Source organism: Dechloromonas sp. A34, from assembly GCF_026261605.1.
GTDB lineage: Bacteria > Pseudomonadota > Gammaproteobacteria > Burkholderiales > Rhodocyclaceae > Azonexus.
Genome location: NZ_CP102486.1, coordinates 2,570,719 through 2,594,462 on the forward strand (window position 1 = coordinate 2,570,719; position 23,744 = coordinate 2,594,462).

Genomic DNA, 23,744 nt, shown 5'->3' on the forward strand with positions numbered 1-23,744 from the left:
ATGACCAGCGCGGGCGCAGGACGAGTCGGTCGTAGGCGGTCAGGGCGGCACTCACCACGAGGAGCGTCAGCAAGCCCTGGCGCAATAACTGAGAGGTGCTCGGTTTCATACTGTATGCCCCCGATGGCGCAGCAGTTCGCTGATCGCCTCGTCAATGGACAGACCCTGGGCGCGCAATTCGTCGATCGGGGCGTTGTCTTCCAGCTTGTTGGAGAACAACAGATGGGTGGCCGGATCGAGGATGTTGCGGGCGACGCCTTCGCCGACCGGCGACGAAATATACAACTCTGAGAAAACGCCGGCCTCGGTGCGCAGGGAATTGAGCAGGCGCTTCTTCGGTTCGTCCATGGTCAGCCTGCCCTTGCGGTCGAGCATTTCGATGGACTCCGGTTTCTGACGCAGCAGGAAGACCCAGTCCGAGCAGTTGAAGGCCGCTTCCATCTGGGTCGAGCCGTAGAAATCGTCGGCACTCTGGGTCGCCGTCCCGAGCGCACCGCCGTACTTGCGGGCGCGCCGCGCCGCTTCCTCGATGACGGCGGCCTTGACCGGATCGTCGGCGCCGATGTCGCCCAGTTGCTGTTTCAGCTCGTCGACGAACAGCACTTTGCGCCGGTTGCGGGTGAGGTACATCTCGCCAGTGATCCGATGCAGCAACAGAATATTGACGACGGCGTGCAGGTCGGGCCGGCGTTTCAGTTCCTCGTTCTCGATGACGATGAAGTCATTGGAAAGGTCGATGTTGTTGCGGCCTTCGAAAAAGCGTTCGTATTGCCCGCCGCGCGAGTAGGGATTGAGCATGATGGCGAGGTCCTTGATGCGCTGGTCGCCGACCACACCCAGTTCTTCGATGCTCCCGCTCTTGAAGGCGTCGCGTAGCCCGGTGATGCGCAGCTCATTGCCGTATTCGCGCCAGAGCTTGAGGACCATGGCCGAGATGGCCTTGTACTGAACCTCTTCCAGGGTGTGCTGCATCGAGCACATCTTGGCGATGCCGGGTACCAGCATGTCGATGTCTTCATTGATATCGACGATGTGGGTAAACGGATCCAGGCAGATGTTCACGTCAGGCCGGAACTCGATATAGGTGCCTTTGGCCTTGCGGCACAGCTTCTCGAAACTGCGACCGAGATCGAGCATCCAGACCTTGGCGCCGATGGCCCGGTAGGACCAGGCCATTTCGTTCATCAGTACCGATTTGCCCGAACCGGGGGCACCGATGATGGCGAAGTTGTAGTTGCCGAGATCGTTGTCGAAGATATCGAGGGTCATCAACTGGCCACGCCGTCCCCCAAAAACCAGGGCCGGCGTGCGCGTGCCGCGCCACTCGGCAATCAGTGGCGCCATGTGGATGGCATTGGCCATGGTCTTGCGCGTGACGCGGCGCATTTTGACGAGATCCTTGTGGAATTTCTCAGTCAGTGTCATCGGCAGGCTGGCAAGTAATGCCTGGCGGTGCATATAGGCATCAGCATTGAGCTGGAAACCGCGGCCGCGCCAGATCGCATTGGCGGCTTCGTGGGCGGCGACCGATTTGTTGGGTGCGGTGAATATCGCCAGTTGGTGGTACAGGCTGACCAGGTTGCCACCGGTGTCGATGGCATCGGCTGCGGCCGTCCAGTCCAGCAGTTTTTTGTTCACGTCCGGCATGACGTCGGCCATCTTCGATTTGGCGTTCTGCGTCGCTCGCACATGGTTGGCGGTGACCACGGACTTGGTGAGGTTGGGATCGAGGACCTGGACGCCGAGGGTGAGCAGGAAGGGCGCGCTGTACTGCAAGGCCGGCTGCATCAGGTCGCCGATCAGCGACCCCATCTGCCACAACGCGAAGCGTTCCGGAAAACTCTTGATCGAGTAGAAGCGCGCCTCCAGTACATCGGGACTGGCTTCCTTCCACAAGGTCAGGCCACTCGGATGCGGGTCCTGGATGGTGTCGAAGTCGACGATCTGGTCGCGTAGTTCTCGGCCGTCGTCGTAATTGAGGTCTGGCGCATCGGTCTGCGAGATGCGGTCGGGATTGGTGAATAGCGCGCACCAGTTGATCAGGTCGGCGGCATCGCAGACGCGATTGGGCAGCGAGGCCGAGCGCAGGCTGGACGACATCGAGTCGCGCAAGGCGAGCAGTTCGTCGCGCTTGTTGAGGTCTTCCGGGTCGCCCGGAAATGCGACGCTCAGCATCAGCCGAAAATCCCGGATCGTGTAGTGGAAACCGGCGGTCAGCGACTTCTGTGCCCCCTGCAGCAGGTGCTCGACGCGCTGGCGAGCCAGTTTGCGGAACAGATTGCCGTTGCGCGCCGGACGGCCCCATTGTTTGGCCTGCTCGGCCTGATCCTCATCCTCGACCCGCAGATTGGCGTACTGGCGCAACTGGCTGCGCACTTGCGGCGAGGCGAACAGATGGAACTGGATGCCGGTGCCGGGCGGGCAATTGGCGTAGAGCGAGATCAGCACTTCCGCCATCCGCTCGTCGGCCCCCGACTGCGGCATCAGTTCGAGCATGACGCCCATGCTGTCGCGGTTCACGAAAATCTTCTCGGCAGCGAGATAGCCAGAGTAGGGCAACCAGTTGGCGAACTGTTCGGCCGGCGTGTCCGCCGGTTCGCCGAAGGGAAAGCGCGGCGCATGGGGGTGGTTGTGCGGGCGGGTGAAATGGGGATCGCTGTGGGCGGTGTTCATGTTGACCTCACTGCGCAGGGTTGGCGCCGGCCCCGGAGGGCGGCGGGCGTTGCAGCATCGGTAGGGGCGACGGTGCACTGGCGCCGGGTTCGGTTGCTGCCTCAGTGGCTGGCTTGGGTGGCAGCTTCAGCGGAGCATAGACATCACGGATCTGGCGTTGCACGTGGTCGATCTGCCACTGGCCGTTGTCCACCTGGACATAGACGTAGCCCTGATCGTAGAGATCACCGTCGGCATCTTCCCAGGGTTTGATCCACAGCCGCAGGATGCGGGCCTGGGTTCGCAGGGTGCCGGGCGCCACGGCGATACCGGAAGCGTCGGTTGTTGCCGGGAATGTAGCACGCCCTTTTGTGCGGGGAAGGCTGTCTTCGGATGCCTCCTTCTGCCGGCGAGCCGATCGTTGCGCCTGCTGGCTGGGCAGATTGTTATGAAGGGCGTTGGCGTAGGTGCCGGACACCGAGTCGCAGGCGACGCCATCGGGCGCCTTGCAGGCGTACTTCGAGTCGCCGCCCAGGCCAGACATGTTCATGCAGGCGGCCAAGGGGAGAAGCAGGCAGACAGCACCCATTCGCAGGACGAGCGTCTTCATGGCTGCTTCTCCGGTGCAACTTGTGTAGCGGTCGCGGCGAGTCGTGATTCGATCACGGTCTGTCCAACGAACCCTTCGCTACGGGTGCCATCCGCCCAGATCAGTGTGGGCGTGCCTTGTATGCCGAGTTGGCGGGCCAGCGCCAGGTTGCGATCGATCGGGTGGTCGCAGGAAGTGGCGGTGTCGAGCAGGCTGTCGTCGCCATCGAGCATGAGGCGCCGCCAGGCCGCCGCACGATCCATCGCACACCAGACGGCGATCGGTTTCGTCTCGCCCAGGAAAGGCAGCAGGAAGGTGTAGATGGTGATGTTGTCGAGGTTGGCCAGCTCCGCTTCCAACTGTTTGCAGTACGGGCAGTTCGGGTCGCTGAAAACGGCCACCCGGCGCTGGCCAGAGCCGCGCACCGTCTTGATCGCATCGCTCAGTGGCAATTGCTCGAAGCGGATCGGGGTTGCCGTGGTTGGCTGGTATTTCTGGGGCGCTTCATCGGGGCTTTTTGCCTTGCCGGCCTGCGCCAGTTTCGGGCCGGTCAGGTCGCTCATGCTCTTGGTGTCGAACAGATGACCAAAGAGAAAGTAGCGCGGCTGCCTGGCCGACACGTAGGCCACGTTGCCGTTCATCCAGACCTCGTAGAGGCCGGTGACTGGCGTGCGGGCGATGCTGGAGAAGGGCGTTCCCGGATGGGCTTTCTGCAAGCTCGCCAACAACTGAGTCTCGTCAGGCGTGGCTGCCTTGACGGCGAAGCAGGTGCCCAAAAGGATCGTGCTCAAGGCGGCGACGAGCGCGCGCCGACGCATGGGTTTAGTAATTGCCATCGTCTGAGGTCTCCAGATAACGGGTTTCAGGGGAATTGGCGAAGCGGGCGGAAGATGGGTTGCCTGTCGTCATCGGCACATCGATGCGCACGCCCTTGGTGATCACCACATCGACTTCGCGTCCGGCGTCCACTTCGATGACCGGGAAGGTGTTTTCGGCGAGCTTGATGTAATACTGGGCCAGCCGGTCGAGGGCCTTGCCGACACCGGAGCCGAGGCCGGCGCGGTAGGCTTCGGATCCGGTGGCACTGGCGACCGTGCCAAGGGCCGAGGTGCTGTACTCGGTCGACGAGGTGGCCAGGCCCTGGCCGATGCCGCTGACTACACCGGCCAGCAGGGCGTTGGCGAGCATCTGGCCCTGCTTGGTGACGAGACGCCCGCGCATGCCGACCTTGCCATCCTCACCGTAGATCGAGCCCTGGATCTTGACTTCCAGCGTCGCGCCATCAGTCCGCACACAAGACAGACTCTCGGTCCGCAGGTAGGCACGCTCAGAACTGATATCGCCATAGCCGGCGGCCACCACGAAGCACTCCCGGTATTCGGCGCGGAAGCGGTTGGGCAGGAAGGCGTTGTCTGAAAGCCGGATCAGGACCGGGTGCGGATTGGATTGCGATTGACCGCCGGTAGGCGCATCCAGGCCGCCCAGTAGCGTGCCGCGGGTAAAGCTGACGGGCAGGAAGGTGGATACGGTCCTGGCAGATGCTTGCGGTCCCGCTCCTGATGCACGCTCAGATTTCTCGCCGGTGTTGGCGAGAAGGGCGCGCTCGGCCACCGTGATACGGGTAATCGCTGGCGTTGGCACCATCAGTTGGCTCGGCGCCAACAGGTCGCCGGGCGTGCCGCTCGGCATTGCTCCGGTGGATAAGCCCTTGGAAGGCGGCGGTGCGGGGGGCAGGCTCGCCGCCGGCGGCATGGCTGGGATTGGCATGGGAAGTTGGGGCGTCACAGCGGCCTGCTGGGTCGAAGTCAGTCGCTGTTCCAGTTCGGCAAAGCGCTGCATCGTTTTTGCTTCGAAGGTCTGGCGATCTTTGTTCAGTCGCCCCTGTTCTTCGCGTTCGTTCTCGTACTGGGCAAGCTTGCGCCCGGCAGTGCCGACCCACTGATCGACCGGATTGACCTGAGCACCTGGCGACATCACACCTATGTTGGTGACCGAACTGGCTGGCCCGGCGGCGGGTTGCGCAGTGCTTGCTGGTGGACTGCTTGCCGTGAATGCGAAAATCGACCAGAGCAGCCCGACGCCGCCGGCCAGCAGGGCGCCGAGCATGGCGTACTGGCGCTGCCGCGGGGACAAGCGCTGCAGCAATTGCTGCGGTAAGCCCCGCAGCGTTTGCATCCACTGACGCGGCGAAATCATGGTGTCTCTCCGCGGCGGATGACATAGACGCTGGTGCTCTCGCCGGGACGAAGGTTGTGGTGCTCGACGGCAATACCCACCACATTGCCTTGCGCGCGGTCGAATTCCTGTTCGGCCATCACCATGAGTGCATCGCTGATGTTCTGCAGCAGGTATTTCTCGCCGACCAGGCCGCGTCCCTCGTACTGACGCACCCGGGAAAACCGCACCTCGTTCCACAACGGGAGCGTGCCGTGGATTTCCTCGACTCGGATATCCGGCGGTACCCGATCTGACGCCATGGCCACCAACAGCGCCTTCATGGCCCGTACCTGGTTGGGCGACGGGCTGGCCGGAATCTGAGCCGATAACGCATGCTTCAATGCCTTCGGCGTCTTGTCGCGGATGACGATCGTGTCGGCCGGGGTATCCGAACGGCGTAGCAGCAAGGTGTAGGTGGCGTTGGCCGATGCGACGAAGAGGTTGATCGGCTTGGCGGAATCGCCGGTCGGACGAACATAGATTTCGCCCTTCTCGCGATCGCAGGTCAGCGCGATCTCACCGGCCGGATTGATCGGCGATGAGCCGGCTCCGGCGGGTGTAATGCCCGGGCTGGCGGGAAGGGCTGCCGCCATGCCGCATTGGCTCGAATGAATGTTGCCGAAGACGTCGGTGATCGACGCCCCTTCGATGCGGATGCGGGTCGGTTCTCGGATCGACAGGATGGCTTCGACCGCCGCACCATCGCTGGCCTCCACGAGTTGCAGTGCCCTGGCGGGCAGGGCCGTCATGGCGGCGATACAGGCGACGGCCAGTACAGCGCCCATCGTCCATCCGCGCCAAGGTGTTGACTGGGGAGCAAGACGGGATATGGCCTGCTTGGTATCAGTTGCCGACATTGGCTACCTCCTTGAAACTTTTCAAATGCATGCGTGCACCGGCGTAGCTGAACTCGACCCGATAGGCCTTGAGGTCGTTGGCGGTCTCGAAGCCATTGACCAGGGTGCGCAGGCGTCCGCGGATGACGACGCTCTGGCTCTCTTCGCTGGGCACCAGTTGCTGGGGCGCGAACACGGTGGCGGCATTGATGCGCTTCAAGCGCTCGGCCTCCACTTCTTGCCGCGTCTTGAGCGGGCCGTACTGGTCGGGTTCGACGTAGCCGAGCAGGATGTCCTTCTTCCAGTCGATCGAGGCCGGCGTCACGTCGAGCACCAGCCAGGCGATGAAACTGCCCATCTGCTCGAGGTATTCGTTGCTGGCCTGGTCGCGGGTGACCCAGAAGGTCTTGTTGAGCGAGGGCGGCACGACCACGGTGCGCACCGTCCCGAGCAGGTTGAGGATCACCACCAGGGCGAGGATCTGGCCGGCAGCGAGCACGCCGACTGCCAGGCCCAGCCCGCGATTCCGGCGCCGCATCTCCTTGATGTCGCCGTTGAGCCGTTCGAAGTCCATGGGCTTTCTCCTGGCTCAGCCGACCATGCGGCGGATGTGCGACGGTGGCGTCGCGCGCATCGCGGTCATTGGACTGGCGGGTAGATGCCAGTACAGCCAGTGGATGGCGAAGGCCGGGTGCTTGTCCGCCTTGAGGCGCGAAATCCAGCGCGAGACGAAGATGCCCATCGCCATGCAGACGGCGAAGGACAACTTGCTGCCGGATAGATAGCCGACGAAGAACATGAACAGGATCGGCGCGGCGACATCGACATCCCAGAAGCCGATCTTCCATTGGTCATCGAGACGCCGCGGGATATAGGTGTCCGCTTGCATGTCGGTCTCCCGGGTGTCGATGCTGGCGTCAGATGACCGCGCCCATGATCGCGCCGGCGATCACGAGACCCACGGCGGCGAAGATGGCGAGGCCGACGTAGAAGAGGACCGGGCCGAAGTTGCGTAGCGCGGAAAGCGAGATGAGCGCGACCACGAAACCGACGAATCCGACCAGGGCCTTGATCCCCGGGCCAAGTGCGGCGATCTGGGTCAGGGCCGAGGTGAGCGGTCCGGTGATGCCGGTGAAGGCGACCAGGTCCAGGGCGTAGCCGGGAAGAGCGGTGCCGAGGCCGACGACGATCATCGCCAGCAGCATCGCGACGGTCATCGGTTTGCGGGTGGCGACGCGGGGGGAAGAAACAAGGACTGCAGTGTTCATGAAAACCTCCGGGCATGGTTGAAGCGTTGAAAGTCGGATAGGGGTGGAAAGGCGGGTGTGCGTACGGACGCGCCTGCGGGTGGGAGCGCGAGCGCTCGTCGGGTGAAAGACTTGGATGTGAGTGGGCGACCGGCGCGGGGTCATGGCCGATCCTCGTCGCTCATCTGAAAGATCACCTCGGCCCGCCGGTTCTGCGTGCGGCCGGCCACGGTGTCGTTGGCGGCGATGAAGCAGCACGCCCCTCGAGCCTGCAGTGTCAACGTGGCGGCCAGCGTCGGATGCATCTTGCGTAGGTGGTCGCGAACCGCGAGGGCGCGGGCAAGGGCCAGCGATTCATTGAAGGCCAACGGCCCGGTGCTGTCGGTGCGGCCGACGATCTTGATGCGGCGCACGTGGAGCGGGTCGTCCATGGCCCCGTTCAGTTGGGAGCGCGCGGCGGGGCTCAGATTGGCGCTGCCCAGGCCGAACTGCACCGTGACCGTGCGCGCGATCTCCGGCTTGGTTGCCGGGGCTGGCGCCACAGGGGCTGGGGCGACGGATTCGGCCGGGGTGAATGCGGCTTCGCGCCCGATCGGCTGGCTGGGCGTTTCCGGGGCGAGCGTCTTGGGCGTCCGGGTGGGGCATGCGGGGGGGATGCACTGCGCGAACATGGCTTGACGGCCGAAGTCGAATTGGGCCAACCGCGGAGGCGCCACCGCATGCGCGCCTGCGGGCTCGGCCGGCACCGACGTGCGAAACAGGCTGCACGACGATACGAGGGCTATACAACTGGCGACGAGACCGAGCGCAGTGACACGGCGCAGGAAGTGAGCTGTCATGGCGAGACCCTCACCGACATCAGGGCGGGAATCGTGGTCGCCGTCGCTACCAAGTGCTTGCCCAACTGCGCGTTGCGTTGTGCGGGTAAGTGGCGGTACACCCGCCAGGCGTATTGGGCGCGGGCCTCGATGCAGTCCTGCCCCTTGAGTTGCGAGCAGGCCGCGTTGTAGGCACCGACGGCATCCCACGTCGCCCCCCGTCGAGAAAAGCTGTCGGCCAGCAGCCAGGCGCCGACCCGGATGTTGGTGCAGGGATCAAAGAGATCGGCTTCCTTGAGGCCGTGACGGGACAGTGTCCGCAGGTGGCCGCTGTTGATCTGCATGAGGCCGATGTCGTAGGACCCGGTGCGCTGGAGGTGCGAGCGGTTGATGGCCTGGGGGTTCAGGTTCGATTCGACCCGGGCAACGGCATAGAGTAGGTCGGCCGAGATGCCGTAGCGCTGGGCGGCTTCCTCCCAGCAGGCCCATGCCCAGGTGGGCGCGGTCGCCAGGACGGCCAGGGCAGCCAGACCAGCAAAATACAGCGGCAGACGCATGAGTCACCTCTCCAACGAAACCGGAACGACCCGCCGGGTAGGCGGGCAGCGAGGGTCTGGGCCGTCGGCGGTGCGCGGACGGTCAGGGTCGGGTTCGGGTGGGTCCGGCGTCTAGCCGGGCAGGGTGACGGTGAGCGAGCGGGTCAGAAGCGGGTGGATGCCAGTCAGGCGCACTAGTTAAGGCGTCGTAAGCCTCAGCCGGGCGGTGCATCGCGCCCGCGATGGGAACGTTCGGCCATGTTGCGGCGAGCTTGCCGCAGGATGCCGGCGCCCGAGCCATCTTCTGCCCGGCACAGGGCGACGCAGGCCGTGGTCAATTGGTCGAGTTGGAACTTGGGGTTGGGGTGCCGGTTGGCGGGTGAACGTTGCAGGTCCAACAACAACTGGTACTGGTGCCGCCACATCGATTCGCGGCGGCGTGGTGTCTCGGGCGGGCGGAGAACAAGTTCGGTCCCAAGAAACTGGAAGATGCGACAAGGGGCGTCCTGATGCGTGAAGACCAGCGAGACGCTGGCGCTGATGAGATCGGGAAAGCGGAAGGTCGGCGAAACGTTGTCTTCGCTACGCAGCAGGCGGTAGAGCCAGTCGTGCTCCTCGATCCACAGGCGAGTCTCGATGACATCGTGAGCTTTATTCACCTCCGAGGGAGGTGAGAGGTGATGCTGACGCGTCGCTGATGTGGCGGTGAACATGCGGCTTTCCCCAGTTCTGTGGCGGCGTATTGCCCTTACGAGCACATGACCGGAGGATAGGCAGCCGAGGTTGTGGTGTCTCGTGGGAATGGCGGACTTGAGAGGGGGATTTCGATATCAGGAAATAGGCCACTAGAAACATTCCCCGTTGCATGACATATAGGATCGGATTGGTTGACAGCCGCCATCACCGGGAGGACCTTTGACAAGGCGGGTCTGGCGACAGCACCCAGCCGAAGTGGCAGTTCGGGGATCAGCGTCGGAGGGTCGGGTAATTACCCGACAGCCGGACGCTGGCGGGCTGACAGCAGCGAATATGCGCCTTCAGTCACCCTTGACGCGGCGTAGGGGAGATCGATGGTGCATGGCAGTAAGTGCGGCAGTATCGCGCTTACTGCCATGCAGACAACGCCGCTTTGCCGCCAGATTTACGCGGATTTGCGCCGCCGGTAACAACTAGCAATGGCACCGCAGGGCGTTCCATGCTCGACCCGTGCCGTCGTCCGCAGTGCCGTGTTTGGGGCAAACCTCGTGCCTGCGGGCACGTGACCACCCCGCGTCGTAGCGCTTCTTTCCCACCGCCAATGCCGTTGATCGGGGTCGTATCCTGGCCTGACTGCCCCGAAGCACCGACCAATGCCGACGGCTCCCTGCCGGGGAACCGTCGGCTTGGCGCTCGGCGGGCCGACCCTGCATACCCTTCTATTGCACGTCCTTGGTCAGTAGCCGGAGGTTGTCGTACATGTCGCCCTCCCCATAGCCCACGAGCGGTTTGAGGGCGCGCTCACCGGGTCGACCCTGCGCGCCCCTCAATTGCGTGTCCGTGGTCAGGTTGTGGAGATTGTGGTACATGGCACCCTCGGAATAGTCTTCATGGGCCAGGGCAGTCGTCGTGCCAGAAACACCCAGCAGGGCGACCAGCGTCAGGGTTGTAAGTTTGGTTTTCATGATGCGCTCCTTCATTGATCACGTTGATCGATTCGGACAACCTTGTTTCGTCCTATCGTGATCTCATCTTAGGACGCGTTTCCCAACAGGAGGCTGACCCGTTCATTACATTTCGGTCAGCCTCGTCTCACGCTGGCGTCCCGACCCGCACTCCTTCACACGCGCCGCGCAGCGATCGCTGCGGCCGGTAGCGCATGATTGCGCACGGCGCCTGCACCCATCAGCCGGCCTGCGCCAGTTGTTCGCGCTTGGCGGCCATCACGCCCATCAGATCGTTCCACGACTTGGCAAACGCCAAAGGGGAGAGACATTTCCGATTTGGTCAATTGCTCAGAAAACTAAATCATTGAGGTAATCCCCGGATCTGCCGGGGGAGCCTCACCAAGGCTTCACTCGTTCCCTGCGCGAGGAAGGCCGGTCGCTGGATGTGGCGATTCACGAAGGGGCGTTGACGCGACTGCGCCCGGTGCTGATGACCGCGATCGACGCGTCGCTCGGCGTCATTCCGATGGCCATCGCTACCGGAACCGGCGCCGAGGTGCAGCACCCGCTGGCCACCGTCGTCATTGGTGGCATCCTGTCATCGACGGCGCTGACCCAGCTGGGCCTGCCGATCCTGTATCGGCTGGCCCACCGCAAGGATGAAGAGGAGGGTGTTGACGCAAGCCGTGGTAGGCTACCGACGCATTAAGAGGCTAACCGGAACAGCCCCGCCGAATAGGGCTGAGGCATATCCTTGCACAACTTATAGATTGAGTTCGTTACTAGTAACTAATTTATTCTGATGCTAAAACACTTGCCGTCGGAACCTTATAGCTTTACCCAACTCCTTGTCGTCGGGGGGGGGCTTGGGGTATTTTACTAGTTTGTAAGCAGGATCCGGAAGAAAAAATCTCTGTCATACTCCAAGCACCTTGGCTAACAGTTGCGGAATCGAAAGGTGAAACATCGACCAGCCAAAGGACTTTGATTTTTCTTGTTTAAACACCGCACTGGTAGTCCCAGCATCTCTTGCAACTCGCAACGTTTTTCAGAATGACGTCGGTTGTGTCCATGCGCAATCTGGCTGACGTTGACACGATTAGGTCTGCAGCGGCAAAGACAGGGTAAATTGCGTAACGCCTTCGGCCGAGTTCACGGTGACGTCGCCGCCATGTGCATTCAATATGGAGCGGGTGATTGCCAGTCCCAAACCTGAACCTTCGGTTGTCCGCTGACGTGAACTGTCGGCTCGATAAAAACGATCAAACAGGCGTGGGAGATGCTCGGCAGGGATACATGGCCCTGTATTTTCAACGACCAAGTGAACCCTCCCATCGTCGTGCCGCTCGATCCGGATTGTCACGCGCCCTCCGTCGGGGGTATGGCGAAGCGCGTTCGATAGCAGGTTGCTGATCGCCCGCCGCAGCATCAGACGGTCGCCGGAAACGGCGCCGCTTCCCGCGGCCGATAGCTGAATTTTCTTTTCCTCGGCCAGCACTGAGTAGAACTCCAACATATCTGCAACCTCGTCGGCCAGTTCGAGACGCTCCTGGTTCGGGATAATCTGCTTGTTCTCTGCCTTGGCGAGGAAAAGCATGTCGGCAATCATCCGCGACAGGCGCTCGAACTCCTCCGCGTTGGACGCCAGAATGTCCCGATATTCGTCGGCCGATCTGGCTCGCGACAGCGTGACCTGGGTTTGGGTCAGCAAGTTGCTGACGGGCGTTCTCAGTTCATGGGCAAGGTCTGATGAAAAGTCCGACAGGCGCTGAAAGGACTCTTCCAGCCGAGACAGCATGTCGTTCAGGGTGCTCGCCAAGTCGCCCAGTTCAAGGGGAATAGCCTCAACCGGCAGACGGGTGTGCAGCCGGTTGGCGGTGATCTCGGCAGCCTGACGCTTGATCGTCTGCAGCGGAGCCAGTCCGCGCCGGACGACAAACCAGCCCAGCAGGCCCATAGCCAGCGTGGCCAGCAGCATGAAGACCCACAAGGTTTGCCGGAAAGCGCCCATGAAATGCTCGTGATGCGATATTTCGGTGGCCACCACGACGGTATACGAGGAGCCCGCCTGGCCTCGGGTGGTCAGTGTGGCCGAGATACCTCGCCATGGGAGACCATCGTTGGCGACCCATTTGATAGGGCGTCCACTACCGGTTGCAAAACGCTCATTAAGTAAGTCAGGGGGCAGATCAAGCCCAACATGGGCATCCAAGCGTTGCCGGTTAGGCCCGACCACGGCTATGACCAAACCGTGATGCCCGGTCAAAGCCTCATCCAACTGTTTTGCCAGCGTCTCGCCGCTTGGCGTGGCCAGCGCTTTTTCAAGAACATGCTTGGCCAGTTCCATTTTGCCGGCCAGCACCTCGATGTCCTGCTCTTCGAAGTGTTGTTCCACCGAGCGCCCGATCAGCAGCCCGAGCAGGAACAGCACGAATACTGACGCCAATGCAAACCATAAGGTCAGGTGAAGCGTCAGCGATCGACTCCGTATTTGACTCAATCGGTAATCTCCAAAACGTAGCCCATGCCCCTGACCGTGCGCACCAGCTTTGGTTCGAAGCCTTCATCAATTTTGACCCGCAGGCGTTTGATGGCGACTTCAATGACATTCGTGTCACTATCGAAATTCATGTCCCAAACCTGAGAGGCGATCAATGAACGGGGCAACACTTCACCCTGGCGGCGCAGCAATAATTCGAGCAAGGCGAACTCCTTGGCGGTCAGGTCGATGCGTTTCCCCGCACGGGTCACCCGACGCCGCAGGAGATCAAGTTCCAGGTCGGCCGCCCGCAGAAACTCCGACTCTTTTGCTTTCCCACCCCGCCGCAACAAGGTCCGAACGCGAGCCAGCAATTCCGAAAAAGCAAACGGTTTGACCAGATAGTCGTCCGCACCCAGTTCCAAGCCTTTGACCCGATCTTCCACCTGATCCCGGGCGGTCAGGAACAGCACGGGCATCTCCTTGCCGGCCCGCCGGATGCCCTGCAGTACCTGCCAGCCGTCGATGCCCGGCAGCATAACGTCGAGGATGGCCAGATCGTGCGCCTCGGTCAACGCCAGATGTAAGCCATCCAGTCCGTTAGCCACCAGATCGACCACAAAGCCGGCCTCAACGAGGCCTTGTTTCAGGTATATCCCGGTCTTTGGTTCATCTTCTACAACCAATATTTTCATGACGCTCTCCACCAACCGTTGGCTATCGTTGGTGCATTTTCCGTCGGATTCAGCATCGATCACCCTAGATTACGCAAATGTAATCCGCAAGTCAGCCGATTGTTGGTTTCGCGAACGCATGATGTCCACCATGGGAACGATAGATTCCCGCGACTCCTCTTTCCCCACGGAGGCAGCATGAAATACAGGGCATTGATCCTGGTCGTCGCCATGAGCTCGGTATGGGCCGATGATGACCACGCAGCGCCAACGGCAATGCCAACTGTCGGCTACCGTTCGGTGTTTGTCGACTACAAACCCATGCCGGACGAAACGGTTCGGGATTGGCGGCAAGCCAATGACGAGATGGGGCGCTTGCGAGGTCACATGGGACATCTCAATTCCGAAAATTCCCCACCTTCGAAAGCTGGGCACCATTCGGGAACAGCGCCCGAAGCCGCCCTGCGCGAGAAGAAATAAGCCATGTCTTCCCATCCTCCCAAAGGGCTGTACAACTGCGGCAAGCGTAGCCTGTTCGTGATCGCCCTGACGAGCCTCGCCGGCTGTGCCACTTTCTCCAATGACGGCGGCTTCGCCAGCGTCGAACAGACCACCCGCGAGCGCCTCGGCAAGGAAGTCCAATGGGCGCGCAGCGACGGCGAGCGGGTGACCATGCAGGCCCGCGCCGACGAACTGCTGGCCCAGCCCCTGACGGTCGACGCCGTAGTCCAGTTGGCGCTGTTCAACAACCGGGGATTGCAGGCCCGCTTTTTCGATCTCGGGATCAGTGAGGCCGATCTGGTGCAGGTCGGCCGGCTACCCAATCCGCACTTCTCGATGCTGCGCGCCAGTCGGGCGGAAAACGGCAGTCGCGAATACAAAATCGAACAGGCGCTGACCTTCAATATCTTCGCCTTGATCACCATGCCGCTGGCCGTCGAAGTCGAGCGGCGCAATTTCACACAAACCCAACGTCTGGCGAGCATCGAGGTGGCCCGTCTGGCCGCCGATACCCGGCAGGCCTATTTCACCGCCGTCGCGGCCGAAGAGTCGGTGCGCTACCTGCGCAAAGTCAAACAGGCGGCGGAGGCCGGGGCCGAACTGGCCCGCCGGATGGCGCGGGTGGGCAACTTCAGCAAGTTGCGCCAGGCTCGGGAACAGGCGTTTTACGCCGATGCGGCCCTGAATCTGGCACGGGCAGAGCAGGTGGCTACTTCGTCGCGGGAGCGCCTGGCCAGAGTTCTTGGCCTGGCGGACCGAACGTCCTTCCAACTCCCCGAGCGTTTGCCGGACTTGCCGACGGCCGTCAATGAACTCCCCGTCCTGGAACAGGCGGCCCTCGACCAGCGCCTCGACCTGCAAGCCATACGTCTCGAAACCGAAGCCCTGGCCAGCAACCTGGGATTGAGCAAGGCGACCCGCTTGATCAACGTTCTGGAGGTGGGGCCGGCCGCGTGCTGGAAGGCGCCCGCAACAGCGGCTACAAGAAAGGTTATGAAATCAGCTTCGAACTGCCGATCTTCGACTGGGGCGGCGCCAAGGTGGCCAAGGCCGACGCCATCTATATGCAGGCGATCGAGCGGGCGGCTGAAGCGGCGACGAATGCGCGCTCGGAGGTTCGCGAAAGTTATCACGCCTATCGGACCCACTACGATATTGCCCGCCATTATCGCGACGAGATCGTGCCGCTCCACAAGCGGATTTCCGAAGAAAACGTGCTGCGCTACAACGGCATGCTGATTGGCGTGTTCGAACTGCTCGCCGACGCGCGAACGCAGATCGCGACGGTTAACAGCTATATCGAGACGCTACGGGATTTCTGGATTGCCGAGGGCGATCTGCAGATGTCGATGATCGGCAAACCCGCTTTGAATATGGCCGGCCGCGCCACCGTCACGGCGACAGGTCGGGCCGATCACTGAGCGCAAAGGATTCGACCATGACTTCTCGTCGCGAATTTTTCAAGAACCTGGGGATGGCTGGTGGCGCCGTAGTCGCCGCTTCGGTCAGTTCCGTCGCCATGGCGGCGCTGCCCGAACTGGTGACGATGGACAAACCGGATACCATGCCGCCGCTCCAACCGCCCAACGGGCGCCCTTACCATCCGGTGGCGACCCTCAATGGCTGGACCTTGCCGTGGCGGATGAACAAGGGCGTCAAGGAATTCCATCTCGTCGCCGAACCGGTTGTCCGCGAAATCGCCCCGGGCATGAACGCCCATTTGTGGGGCTACAACGGACAAAGCCCTGGTCCGACGATCGAAGTGGTCGAAGGCGACCGCGTGCGTATCTTCGTGACCAATCGGCTGCCGGAACACACGACCATCCACTGGCATGGCCAGCGCTTGCCGAACGGAATGGATGGGGTCGGCGGCCTGACCCAGAAGCAGATTCCCAGCGGCAAGACTTTTGTCTATGAGTTCGTCGCCCGCCGCCCCGGCACCTTCATGTATCACCCGCATGCCGACGAGATGACGCAGATGGCGATGGGCATGATGGGTTTCTGGGTAACCCACCCGAAGAGCAAGCATCCGCTGATCGAGGAAGTCGACCGCGACTTCTGTTTCCTGCTGAACGCCTATGACATCGACCCGGGCAGCTATACGCCGCAGGTTAATACGATGCTCGAATTCAATCTGTGGACCTGGAACAGCCGGGCATTCCCCGGCATCGATTCGCTGAATGTCCGCAAGGGGGACAAAGTTCGCATCCGCATGGGCAACCTGACAATGACCAATCACCCGATGCATTTGCACGGGCACGAGTTTGTCGTCAGTGGCACCGATGGCGGCCCGACGCCAATCGCTTCCCGCTGGCCGGAGGTGACGGCCGATGTCGCAGTCGGCCAGATGCGTCAGCTCGAGTTCCGCGCCGATGAGGAAGGCGATTGGGCCTTCCATTGCCACAAGAGCCATCACACGATGAACGCCATGGGACACGACGTGCCAACGATGATTGGCGTCGATCACCGGGGTGTGGTCAAACAGATCACCGACCTGATTCCCGACTATATGGTGATGGGCGAACGCGGCATGGCGGACATGGGGGAGATGGAAATGCCGATTCCCGACAACACGCTCCCCATGATGACCGGCCAAGGGCCCTATGGTGCGATCGAAATGGGCGGCATGTTTAGCGTGGTCAAAGTGCGCCGCGATCAGAAGCCGGGAGACTACCGGGACCCCGGCTGGTACACGCAGCCCGCCGGCAGTCAGGCCTACGAATGGACGGGGCCCGTCGCCGAGGCCCAGCGATCGACAAGTCAGGGCGGCGTGTCGATGCCCGCGAACGGGAAGCCGGTGAATCAGGAACTGACCGTGCGCAAACCCGGCAAACATGCCGGCCACTAAGCTGAATTTACTTGAAGAGGTGCCCCCATGCGCAATCGTTGTGATCTTGCTCTGCTCGTTATGCTGGCCATGCCCGGTTTTGCCGCCTACGGCGATGAAAACCACACCGCGCCGACCAAACAAGCGGCGGGCAAGGCATCCAGTCAACATGCCGCCGACCTCGGCAGACCGGCTTCGATCAGCGCGGCCACCCGGACGGTCGAAGTGGCCATGGACGACGGCATGCGTTTCAAGCCTGAGCGTATCGAAGCCAGACGAGGAGAAACGATTCGCTTTGTCGTGCGTAACCAGGGGCAAGTCAAACACGAATTCGTGCTGGGTACGCTGGCGGAATTAAAGAAACACGCCGCACTAATGGCGAAGTTCCCGCAGATGGAGCATGACGACCCGAATGCGGTGTCGGTAGAGCCGGGAAAGACCGCGGAATTCGCCTGGACGTTCGTGAAATCGGGGAGTTTCGATTTTGCCTGCCTCGTTCCGGGACATTTCGAAGCGGGGATGAAAGGCAAAATCATTGTGCACCGGTAGGTCGCAAGATTACATAAATGTAATTTATCGGTCAGCCTCCCGTTGGGCAACGCTCAGTACCATCTGGGCCATCGAATCCAGATCTGGTGAATTTGCCCCAATGAATTGCGCTCCGCCAACGCCCAGAATGCGTGCCGGGACCGGCTTCCTGCTGGTCTTGCTGGCCGCCCCTATCGGTTCCGCTCAGGCCGAAACCCTGCGCGATGTGTTTGAAAAAGCGTGGGCCAATTCCCCGCAGGGGAAAACGATAGTCGCGAAACAGGAAGAAGCGACCGCCAGCCGAACCGTTGCCGAATCCTTGTTTCCTGGTACACCGAAAATCGGCTTGGCGCAGCGCACTGACCGCTGGAACGACAATCTCGGCAAGGAAGAGAGCGAAATCGGAATTTCCGTTCCGCTCTGGCTGCCCGGTCAGAAAGCAGCCCGGATCGCCGTTGCCGAGGCCGATGGCGACGAGAGTCAGCGGAGCATTGCCGCCACCCGGCTAGCGGTCGCCGGTGAATTGCGGACAGCCCTGTGGTCGCTCTCCTTGGCGCAAAGTGAAGCGGTGGTGGCCGTTGAACGTCTCGAGGCCGCGGCCAAACTGGAAGCCGATGTGGCCAGGCGGGTCAAGGTCGGTGAAATAGCCCGTTCCGATCTACTCCTCGTCAAGCAGGAAACGAGCAGCGCCCGGGCTGCTGCGGCCGAAGCAAAAGCACGCGTGGTACGCAGTACGCAGCGCTATCGGGTGGTGACCGGCAGCGACAAGTTGCCAGACAATCCACAAGAGCCGGTCATGGCTGCCGCCATTGACGATATCCATCCCCGTCTTGCGGCCGGACAGGCCATTGCCGAGCGCGCCCGTGCCGGCATGAAACTGGCCCAAGAGTCGCGCCGCGATGCGCCCAGCATCGGCGTGCAATATCGCCGGGAGCGCGATGCTTCCGGCGCCATCCCACGCGACAGCGTTGGCTTCGCCATCACCATCCCCTTCGCTGGCGAGGTCCGCAACGCGCCCTTGATTGCCAGCGCCAACACGGCACTGATCCAGGCCGATGCCCAGTATCAGCGGCTTGCCGCCGAAATCGAAGCCGAAGTCATGGAGGCCGAGGCGCAACTCGATTCGGCCCGCATCGGCGCAGGCTTGGCGGAAGAGCGCGAACTGGCCGCGGCGGAACGCCTGATGCTGATGCGCCGCGCCTTCGAACTGGGGGAAACGGCGCTCGTCGAATTGCTGCGTGCCCAGACCCAGGCGATCGAGGCCCGCATCGACCTGGGTCGCAGCCGCGCCCGCCTGTCGGCCGCCCAGGCCAATCTGAATCAAGCCCGAGGAATTACACCGTGATCGACATGCCTTTCATCCAGAGTTGGGCTGCCCCAAAAGCCTTTATTACAGCCATCCTGCTTGCGCTGTCCATGCCGCTCCTCGCCCATGAAGGCCATGACCATGAAGCCGCCACCAAACCAGCCGATGTTCGGTTGGCGCCTCGTTTCGAGCTGCGTAGCGAAGACTTTGAACTCGTCGGCGTGCTCGCCGGCAAGGAGCTGATCGTCTATCTCGACCGCGCCGCCGACAACGCACCGGTTCCCGGAGCGCAAATCGAAATCGAAGGACAGGGGATCAACGGGGTAGCCACCGAGATGGCCAACGGCATCTACCAATTATCCGTTCCCCCTCTGACGCCGGCCGGCAAATACCCGCTGACCCTCACTATTCAGGCGGGCGAAATTGTCGATCTGCTTTCGGCCAATCTGGAGATTGGCCACGTAGCGGCTGCCGTGACTGACGCCGGACACCCTGATCGCAACTGGTGGTTCTACGCCGGCACACCGCTGTTGCTGCTGGCCGGCGGCCTGATCGTGCGCCGCCTGCGTCGCCAACCGCAACCTGGGATTCATTCAGCATGACCGATATCCATAACCTTACGCGCTTCGCCCTGGCTCTGCTCGTGGGCAGTACCCTGGCTGTTCAGGTCTCCGCCCATGGCGGCGAGGACCATGGCGACAACCAGAAACCTCCTGCCGCACCGGCCCCGGTCGCCGCCGTCAATGCCCAAGGTCAGGTGACGTTTAACGAGCCGGCCTTGCGCCTGCCGGACGGCAGCGTCTTTGTCCCGAAATCGGCGCAGCGGCAGTTGAGCTTGCGCACCCGGGCCGCCGTCAAGGGAGAATTCCCCCGCACCGTCGAACTCAATGGCCGCATCGTTGCCGACCCCAATGCCGGCGGGCGGGTGCAGACTTTCCAGAGCGGACGGATCGAGGCCGGCCCGAACGGGCTGGCGGTACTCGGTCAACAGGTGAAGAAGGGCCAGATCCTGGCCTGGCTGCAGCCCGCCGCAACCGCCCTCGAACGCGGCGCGCAGCAATCGGCGCTGGTTGAACTGGCCGCCCAGGAAAGCGTTTTCGAACGCCGCCTGGCGCGTCTTAAACAACTGGAAGGCAGCGTCCCGCAGAAAGACATCGAGCAGGCGGAAATCGAGCTCGCCGCGTTCAAGAAACGCAAAAGCGCTGTCGGCGGCAGCCTCGGCCGCGAGGCCCTGGTCGCCCCGGTGACCGGCGTGGTCAGTGCGGCCAATGCCGCCGTCGGTCAGGTGGTCGAGGCGCGGGAAGTAGTCTTCGAGGTCATCGATCCGCAGCGGCTGGCGGTCGAGGCATTGGCCTATGATCCCCTGCTGCTCGATGGACTGAGCAAGGCCAGCGCGCCGATTGCCGGCGGCGTGCTCGACCTCGCCTTTGTCGGCCTGGGGCGCAGCTTGAAGGACCAGGCCATGCCGGTGCTGTTCCGCGTCGAAGCGCCGAAAAATGGCGCGGGCGAACTCCCCGCCGTGGCCGTCGGCCAGACCCTCAAGGTCATCGCCCAGACCCGGGCCAGGCAAGCCGGCGTGGCGATTCCCGCCGCCGCTGTGGTGCGCAACGCGGCCAATGAATCGGTGGTCTGGGTGCACGAAAGCGCCGAGCGCTTCGTCGCCCGCAAAGTCAAGACCGCGGCGCTGGACGGCCATACGGTGGCCGTCACCGACGGCCTGAGCGGCGGCGAGCGCGTCGTCATCCAGGGCGCCGCTGCCCTGGCGCAGATCCGCTAAGGGGGCCGCGTGTTCGATTTCGTCATCAATGCGAGTCTCAAGCAGCGCCTGATCGTGCTCGGTGTTTCACTGTTGCTGGTCATTTACGGGGCGCTGACCGTGCGCAACATGCCGGTGGACGTTTTCCCCGACCTCAACAAGCCCATGGTCACGCTGATGACTGAAGCCGGCGGCATGGCGCCGGAAGAGGTCGAGCAATTGATCACGTTCCCCGTCGAATCGGCGATGAACGGCATGCCGGGCGTGACGCGGGTGCGCTCGGTGTCGGGCATCGGCCTGTCGGTGGTCTATGTCGAGTTCGAGTGGGGCAGCGAAGTCTACCGCAACCGCCAGCAGATCGCCGAGCGGCTCAACCTGGTCCGCGAACAGTTGCCGCAGGGAATCGTGCCCCAGATGGGTCCGATTTCGTCGATCATGGGCGAAATCCTGCTCATCGCTTTGCCGGCCGATCCGGAAAAAGCCAGTCCGATGCAGGTGCGCGAATACGCCGACTGGGTCATGCGGCCGCGGCTGTTGACCATCCCCGGCGTCGCTCAGGTCATCCCGATCGGCGGCCAGGTCAAGCAGTACCGCGTCGAACCCGACCCGGCCCGCTTGCAGGCAGTCGGCGTCACGCTGGCCGAGTTGGAAGCGGCGCTGAAGAACTTCGGTGGCAACACGGCCGGCGGCTTCGTCGATGCCGCCGGTCGCGAATACCTGATCCGCAACATCGGCCGGACGACCCGGCTGGTCGATCTGCAGAACCAGCCGGTGGCGACACGCAATGGCCAGCCCATCCTGCTGCGCCAGGTGGCTGCCGTCACCTTCGCCGCCGGCGTCAAACGCGGCGACGCCAGTTTCAAGGGCAAACCCGCCGTCATTCTGTCGGTGCAGAAGCAGCCGACGGCCGATTCGGTGGCATTGACGCGGGCCGTCGAACAGGCCTTGGCCGAGATGGGCAAGAGCTTGCCGCAGGGTGTCGACACGCCGCAGTTCCTGTTCAAGCAGGCCAATTTCATCGAGGCCTCGGTCAATAACGTCGAAGAGGCGCTACGCGACGGCGCGATCATGGTCGCCGTCATCCTCTTCTTGTTCCTGGCCAATTTCCGCACCACCTTCATTTCGCTGACTGCCATTCCGGTCTCCCTGCTGGTCACGGCGCTGGTCTTCAGCTATTTCGGTCTGTCGATCAACACAATGACGCTGGGTGGCCTGGCCATCGCCATCGGTGAGCTGGTCGATGATGCCGTGGTCGACGTGGAGAACGTGTTGCGCCGCCTGCGCGAAAACCGGACCTTGCCCAACCCCCGGTCGGCGCTGGAAGTGATTGCCGCCGCCTCGAAGGAAGTCCGCTCCGGGGTCGTCTATGCGACGCTGATCGTCGTGCTGGTGTTCATTCCGCTGTTCGCCCTGCCGGGAATCGAGGGCCGGCTGTTCACGCCGCTCGGCGTAGCCTACATCGTGTCCATCCTGGCCAGCATGGCGGTGGCGATGACCATCACCCCGGTGCTGTGCTACTACCTGTTGCCGAAGATGAAGCACATCGATCATGGCGACAGCGCGCTGGTCAAGAAACTCAAGGCCTGGGACGAACGCCTGCTCAACTGGTCGTTTGACCGTGCTCGCCCACTGCTGATCGGCGCCGTTGTCATCGTGGTCGTCGCGCTGGCCTCGATCCCCTTTTTCGCGAAATCTTTTTTGCCACCATTTAACGAAGGCACGCTGACCGTCAATGTCGTCCTCAACCCTGGCTCATCGCTGGCCGAATCGAACCAGATCGGTACGCAGGCGGAAAACATCCTGCTCGCCGTGCCGGAAGTGACCGAGGTCGGCCGCCGCACCGGTCGCGCCGAACTGGACGAGCATGCCGAAGGCGTCCATTACAGCGAGATCGAGGTCGATCTGAAGGCTTCCGAGCGCGACCGGGAGGCGATCATCGCCGACATCCGCCAGCGCCTGGCCGTCCTGCCCGCCGTGGTCAACGTCGGGCAACCGATTTCGCACCGCCTCGACCATTTGCTGTCCGGCGTCCGGGCGCAGATCGCGCTGAAGATTTTCGGCGACGATCTGGACACCCTGCGCGGCCTGGCCGGCGACATCAAGGAACGCCTGGCCAAGATTCCCGGCATCACCGACTTGCAGATCGAAAAGCAGGTGCTGATTCCCCAGTACAAGATCCATCTCGATTACGACGCCGCCGCCCGCTACGGCGTGGCTTCCGGCGAAGTGCTGCAACGCCTGGAACAATTGCTGGCCGGCGAGCGGATCGGCCAGGTCATCGAAGGCAATCGCCGCTTCGACCTGACCCTGCGCTTGTCGGAAGAAGCCCGCGGCGAGCGCGGCCTGGAAAATCTGCTGATCGAGACCTCGACCGGCCGCGTGCCGCTGTCGCTACTCGCCCGTATCGAGGATGGCGAGGGGCCGAACCAGATCGGCCGCGAAAACACCCGGCGCCGCATCGTCGTCTCGGCCAACACCGACGGTTCCGACATGAGCCGGATCATTGCCGACATCCGCGCCGAAATCGACAAGAAACCCATGCCGGCAGGCTATTTCCCGCTGCTCGAAGGGCAGTTCCAGGCGCAGGAACAGGCGGCCAAGCTGATCGCGCTGCTCGCTGTCGTTTCGTTGACGATGATTTACCTGGTGCTCTACAGCCGCTACCGTTCGGCGGTACTGACCGCCATCATCATGGGCAACGTGCCGCTTGCCCTGGTCGGCTCGGTCGTCGCGCTGTGGATTTCCGGCCAACCGCTGTCGGTCGCCGCTCTGGTCGGCTTCATCACGCTGACCGGCATCGCCACCCGCAACGGTATTCTGAAAATCAGCCATTACATCAACCTGTGCGCTTTCGAGGGCGAAGTGTTCGGCCGCAAGATGATCGTCCGCGGCTCGCTGGAACGCCTGACCCCGGTATTGATGACGGCGCTGGTCGCCGCCTTCGCGCTGACCCCGCTGCTCCTTTCCGCCGACGCGCCGGGCAAGGAAATCCTGCATCCGGTCGCCGTCGTGATTTTCGGCGGCCTGATCAGTTCCACCTTGCTCGATACCTTGCTGACCCCGGTCATGTTCTGGCTGTTCGGCGAGAAGCCCCTGCAACGCCTGCTCGCCGAAAAGGCGCAAGAGTCTTTCTAA

General features: G+C 62.5%; 22 protein-coding genes and 2 pseudogenes. 10 read left to right on the plus strand and 14 right to left on the minus strand.

What is annotated here, in order from left to right:
- Positions 1-105: 105 nt before the first annotated feature.
- The 12 genes from traC to NQE15_RS12880 form a co-directional block, all read right to left on the minus strand.
- Positions 106-2,673 carry a type IV secretion system protein TraC gene (gene traC / locus NQE15_RS12825; RefSeq protein WP_265941873.1) on the minus strand — a complete coding sequence of 856 codons (2,568 nt, stop codon included), beginning with the start codon at positions 2,671-2,673 and terminating at the stop codon, positions 106-108.
- Positions 2,674-2,680: 7 nt separating this feature from the next.
- Positions 2,681-3,262, minus strand: coding sequence for a TraV family lipoprotein (locus tag NQE15_RS12830; RefSeq protein WP_265941875.1), 582 nt, complete (start codon positions 3,260-3,262; stop codon positions 2,681-2,683).
- On the minus strand, positions 3,259-4,077 hold the full coding sequence (locus NQE15_RS12835; protein WP_265941877.1) for a DsbC family protein: 819 nt from the start codon (positions 4,075-4,077) through the stop codon (positions 3,259-3,261). Before NQE15_RS12835 ends, NQE15_RS12830 begins: the two co-directional genes overlap by 4 nt.
- The gene (locus NQE15_RS12840) at positions 4,064-5,437 is read right to left on the minus strand and encodes a TrbI/VirB10 family protein (RefSeq protein ID WP_265941879.1); all 1,374 of its coding nucleotides are present in this window, start codon (positions 5,435-5,437) and stop codon (positions 4,064-4,066) included. The genes NQE15_RS12835 and NQE15_RS12840 overlap by 14 nt, the downstream gene beginning before the upstream one ends.
- Positions 5,434-6,243, minus strand: a complete 810-nt coding sequence (locus NQE15_RS12845) for a type-F conjugative transfer system secretin TraK (RefSeq protein ID WP_265941881.1) — start codon at positions 6,241-6,243, stop codon at positions 5,434-5,436. The genes NQE15_RS12840 and NQE15_RS12845 overlap by 4 nt, the downstream gene beginning before the upstream one ends.
- A 58-nt stretch (positions 6,244-6,301) precedes the next feature.
- Complete coding sequence (gene traE / locus NQE15_RS12850) at positions 6,302-6,868, minus strand: type IV conjugative transfer system protein TraE (RefSeq protein ID WP_265941882.1); 567 nt, start codon at positions 6,866-6,868, stop codon at positions 6,302-6,304.
- 15 nt (positions 6,869-6,883) lie between these two features.
- Positions 6,884-7,183 (minus strand): type IV conjugative transfer system protein TraL, encoded by a 300-nt coding sequence (traL, locus tag NQE15_RS12855; protein ID WP_265941884.1) that lies wholly within the window; start codon positions 7,181-7,183, stop codon positions 6,884-6,886.
- 28 nt (positions 7,184-7,211) lie between these two features.
- A complete protein-coding gene (locus NQE15_RS12860; protein WP_265941886.1) occupies positions 7,212-7,562 on the minus strand; it encodes a hypothetical protein in 351 nt (116 codons plus the stop codon).
- Between the two features lie 140 nt (positions 7,563-7,702).
- Positions 7,703-8,380: an OmpA family protein gene (locus NQE15_RS12865; RefSeq protein ID WP_265941888.1), complete on the minus strand. Its 678-nt coding sequence runs from the start codon at positions 8,378-8,380 to the stop codon at positions 7,703-7,705.
- Positions 8,377-8,916 (minus strand): lytic transglycosylase domain-containing protein, encoded by a 540-nt coding sequence (locus tag NQE15_RS12870; RefSeq protein ID WP_265941890.1) that lies wholly within the window; start codon positions 8,914-8,916, stop codon positions 8,377-8,379. The genes NQE15_RS12865 and NQE15_RS12870 overlap by 4 nt, the downstream gene beginning before the upstream one ends.
- Before the next feature lie 194 nt (positions 8,917-9,110).
- Positions 9,111-9,608, minus strand: a complete 498-nt coding sequence (locus NQE15_RS12875; RefSeq protein ID WP_265941892.1) for a hypothetical protein — start codon at positions 9,606-9,608, stop codon at positions 9,111-9,113.
- Positions 9,609-10,310: 702 nt separating this feature from the next.
- A complete protein-coding gene (locus NQE15_RS12880; protein ID WP_265941894.1) occupies positions 10,311-10,556 on the minus strand; it encodes a hypothetical protein in 246 nt (81 codons plus the stop codon).
- 388 nt (positions 10,557-10,944) lie between these two features.
- Between NQE15_RS12880 and NQE15_RS12885 the strand changes: the two are divergent.
- Positions 10,945-11,247: pseudogene (locus NQE15_RS12885) on the plus strand (efflux RND transporter permease subunit); the annotation flags it as partial.
- Positions 11,248-11,637: 390 nt separating this feature from the next.
- On the opposite strand, the gene NQE15_RS12890 reads toward NQE15_RS12885, so the two are convergent.
- Together NQE15_RS12890 and NQE15_RS12895 are read right to left on the minus strand one after the other, a co-directional pair.
- Positions 11,638-12,969, minus strand: a complete 1,332-nt coding sequence (locus NQE15_RS12890; protein WP_416336463.1) for a heavy metal sensor histidine kinase — start codon at positions 12,967-12,969, stop codon at positions 11,638-11,640.
- A gap of 65 nt (positions 12,970-13,034) precedes the next feature.
- Positions 13,035-13,712, minus strand: coding sequence for a heavy metal response regulator transcription factor (locus NQE15_RS12895; protein WP_265941898.1), 678 nt, complete (start codon positions 13,710-13,712; stop codon positions 13,035-13,037).
- A 177-nt stretch (positions 13,713-13,889) separates the two neighbouring features.
- Here NQE15_RS12895 and NQE15_RS12900 point away from each other — a divergent pair, with 177 nt between their 5' ends.
- From NQE15_RS12900 to NQE15_RS12940, 9 genes and pseudogenes are all read left to right on the plus strand, one after another.
- Positions 13,890-14,171, plus strand: coding sequence for a hypothetical protein (locus NQE15_RS12900; RefSeq protein ID WP_265941900.1), 282 nt, complete (start codon positions 13,890-13,892; stop codon positions 14,169-14,171).
- Between the two features lie 192 nt (positions 14,172-14,363).
- Positions 14,364-14,879, plus strand: a pseudogene (locus tag NQE15_RS12905) (TolC family protein); the annotation flags it as partial.
- Positions 14,880-15,145: 266 nt separating this feature from the next.
- Entirely contained in the window at positions 15,146-15,613 is a 468-nt protein-coding gene (locus NQE15_RS12910) for a TolC family protein (protein WP_265941902.1), read from the plus strand.
- Positions 15,614-15,630: 17 nt separating this feature from the next.
- A complete protein-coding gene (locus tag NQE15_RS12915; protein ID WP_265941904.1) occupies positions 15,631-17,040 on the plus strand; it encodes a multicopper oxidase family protein in 1,410 nt (469 codons plus the stop codon).
- Positions 17,041-17,067: 27 nt separating this feature from the next.
- Complete coding sequence (locus NQE15_RS12920; RefSeq protein WP_265941906.1) at positions 17,068-17,568, plus strand: cupredoxin domain-containing protein; 501 nt, start codon at positions 17,068-17,070, stop codon at positions 17,566-17,568.
- 127 nt (positions 17,569-17,695) lie between these two features.
- The gene (locus NQE15_RS12925) at positions 17,696-18,892 is read left to right on the plus strand and encodes a TolC family protein (RefSeq protein ID WP_265941908.1); all 1,197 of its coding nucleotides are present in this window, start codon (positions 17,696-17,698) and stop codon (positions 18,890-18,892) included.
- Positions 18,889-19,455, plus strand: a complete 567-nt coding sequence (locus NQE15_RS12930) for a carboxypeptidase-like regulatory domain-containing protein (RefSeq protein WP_265941910.1) — start codon at positions 18,889-18,891, stop codon at positions 19,453-19,455. Before NQE15_RS12925 ends, NQE15_RS12930 begins: the two co-directional genes overlap by 4 nt.
- Entirely contained in the window at positions 19,452-20,630 is a 1,179-nt protein-coding gene (locus NQE15_RS12935) for an efflux RND transporter periplasmic adaptor subunit (RefSeq protein WP_265941911.1), read from the plus strand. Before NQE15_RS12930 ends, NQE15_RS12935 begins: the two co-directional genes overlap by 4 nt.
- A gap of 9 nt (positions 20,631-20,639) precedes the next feature.
- Complete coding sequence (locus NQE15_RS12940; protein ID WP_265941913.1) at positions 20,640-23,744, plus strand: efflux RND transporter permease subunit; 3,105 nt, start codon at positions 20,640-20,642, stop codon at positions 23,742-23,744.

Coding starts and splice junctions, on each gene's coding strand:
- NQE15_RS12865 (WP_265941888.1), bottom strand. CDS start 8,380: ATGACAGCTCACTTCCTGCGCCGTGTCACTGCGCTCGGTCTCGTCGCC.
- NQE15_RS12875 (WP_265941892.1), bottom strand. CDS start 9,608: ATGTTCACCGCCACATCAGCGACGCGTCAGCATCACCTCTCACCTCCC.
- NQE15_RS12830 (WP_265941875.1), bottom strand. CDS start 3,262: ATGAAGACGCTCGTCCTGCGAATGGGTGCTGTCTGCCTGCTTCTCCCC.
- traE (WP_265941882.1), bottom strand. CDS start 6,868: ATGGACTTCGAACGGCTCAACGGCGACATCAAGGAGATGCGGCGCCGG.
- NQE15_RS12935 (WP_265941911.1), top strand. CDS start 19,452: ATGACCGATATCCATAACCTTACGCGCTTCGCCCTGGCTCTGCTCGTG.
- NQE15_RS12895 (WP_265941898.1), bottom strand. CDS start 13,712: ATGAAAATATTGGTTGTAGAAGATGAACCAAAGACCGGGATATACCTG.
- NQE15_RS12900 (WP_265941900.1), top strand. CDS start 13,890: ATGAAATACAGGGCATTGATCCTGGTCGTCGCCATGAGCTCGGTATGG.
- NQE15_RS12915 (WP_265941904.1), top strand. CDS start 15,631: ATGACTTCTCGTCGCGAATTTTTCAAGAACCTGGGGATGGCTGGTGGC.
- NQE15_RS12845 (WP_265941881.1), bottom strand. CDS start 6,243: ATGGGCGCTGTACTGGCCGTCGCCTGTATCGCCGCCATGACGGCCCTG.
- traL (WP_265941884.1), bottom strand. CDS start 7,183: ATGCAAGCGGACACCTATATCCCGCGGCGTCTCGATGACCAATGGAAG.
- NQE15_RS12835 (WP_265941877.1), bottom strand. CDS start 4,077: ATGGCAATTACTAAACCCATGCGTCGGCGCGCGCTCGTCGCCGCCTTG.
- NQE15_RS12870 (WP_265941890.1), bottom strand. CDS start 8,916: ATGCGTCTGCCGCTGTATTTTGCTGGTCTGGCTGCCCTGGCCGTCCTG.
- NQE15_RS12925 (WP_265941908.1), top strand. CDS start 17,696: ATGCGTGCCGGGACCGGCTTCCTGCTGGTCTTGCTGGCCGCCCCTATC.
- NQE15_RS12880 (WP_265941894.1), bottom strand. CDS start 10,556: ATGAAAACCAAACTTACAACCCTGACGCTGGTCGCCCTGCTGGGTGTT.
- NQE15_RS12840 (WP_265941879.1), bottom strand. CDS start 5,437: ATGATTTCGCCGCGTCAGTGGATGCAAACGCTGCGGGGCTTACCGCAG.
- NQE15_RS12920 (WP_265941906.1), top strand. CDS start 17,068: ATGCGCAATCGTTGTGATCTTGCTCTGCTCGTTATGCTGGCCATGCCC.
- traC (WP_265941873.1), bottom strand. CDS start 2,673: ATGAACACCGCCCACAGCGATCCCCATTTCACCCGCCCGCACAACCAC.
- NQE15_RS12860 (WP_265941886.1), bottom strand. CDS start 7,562: ATGAACACTGCAGTCCTTGTTTCTTCCCCCCGCGTCGCCACCCGCAAA.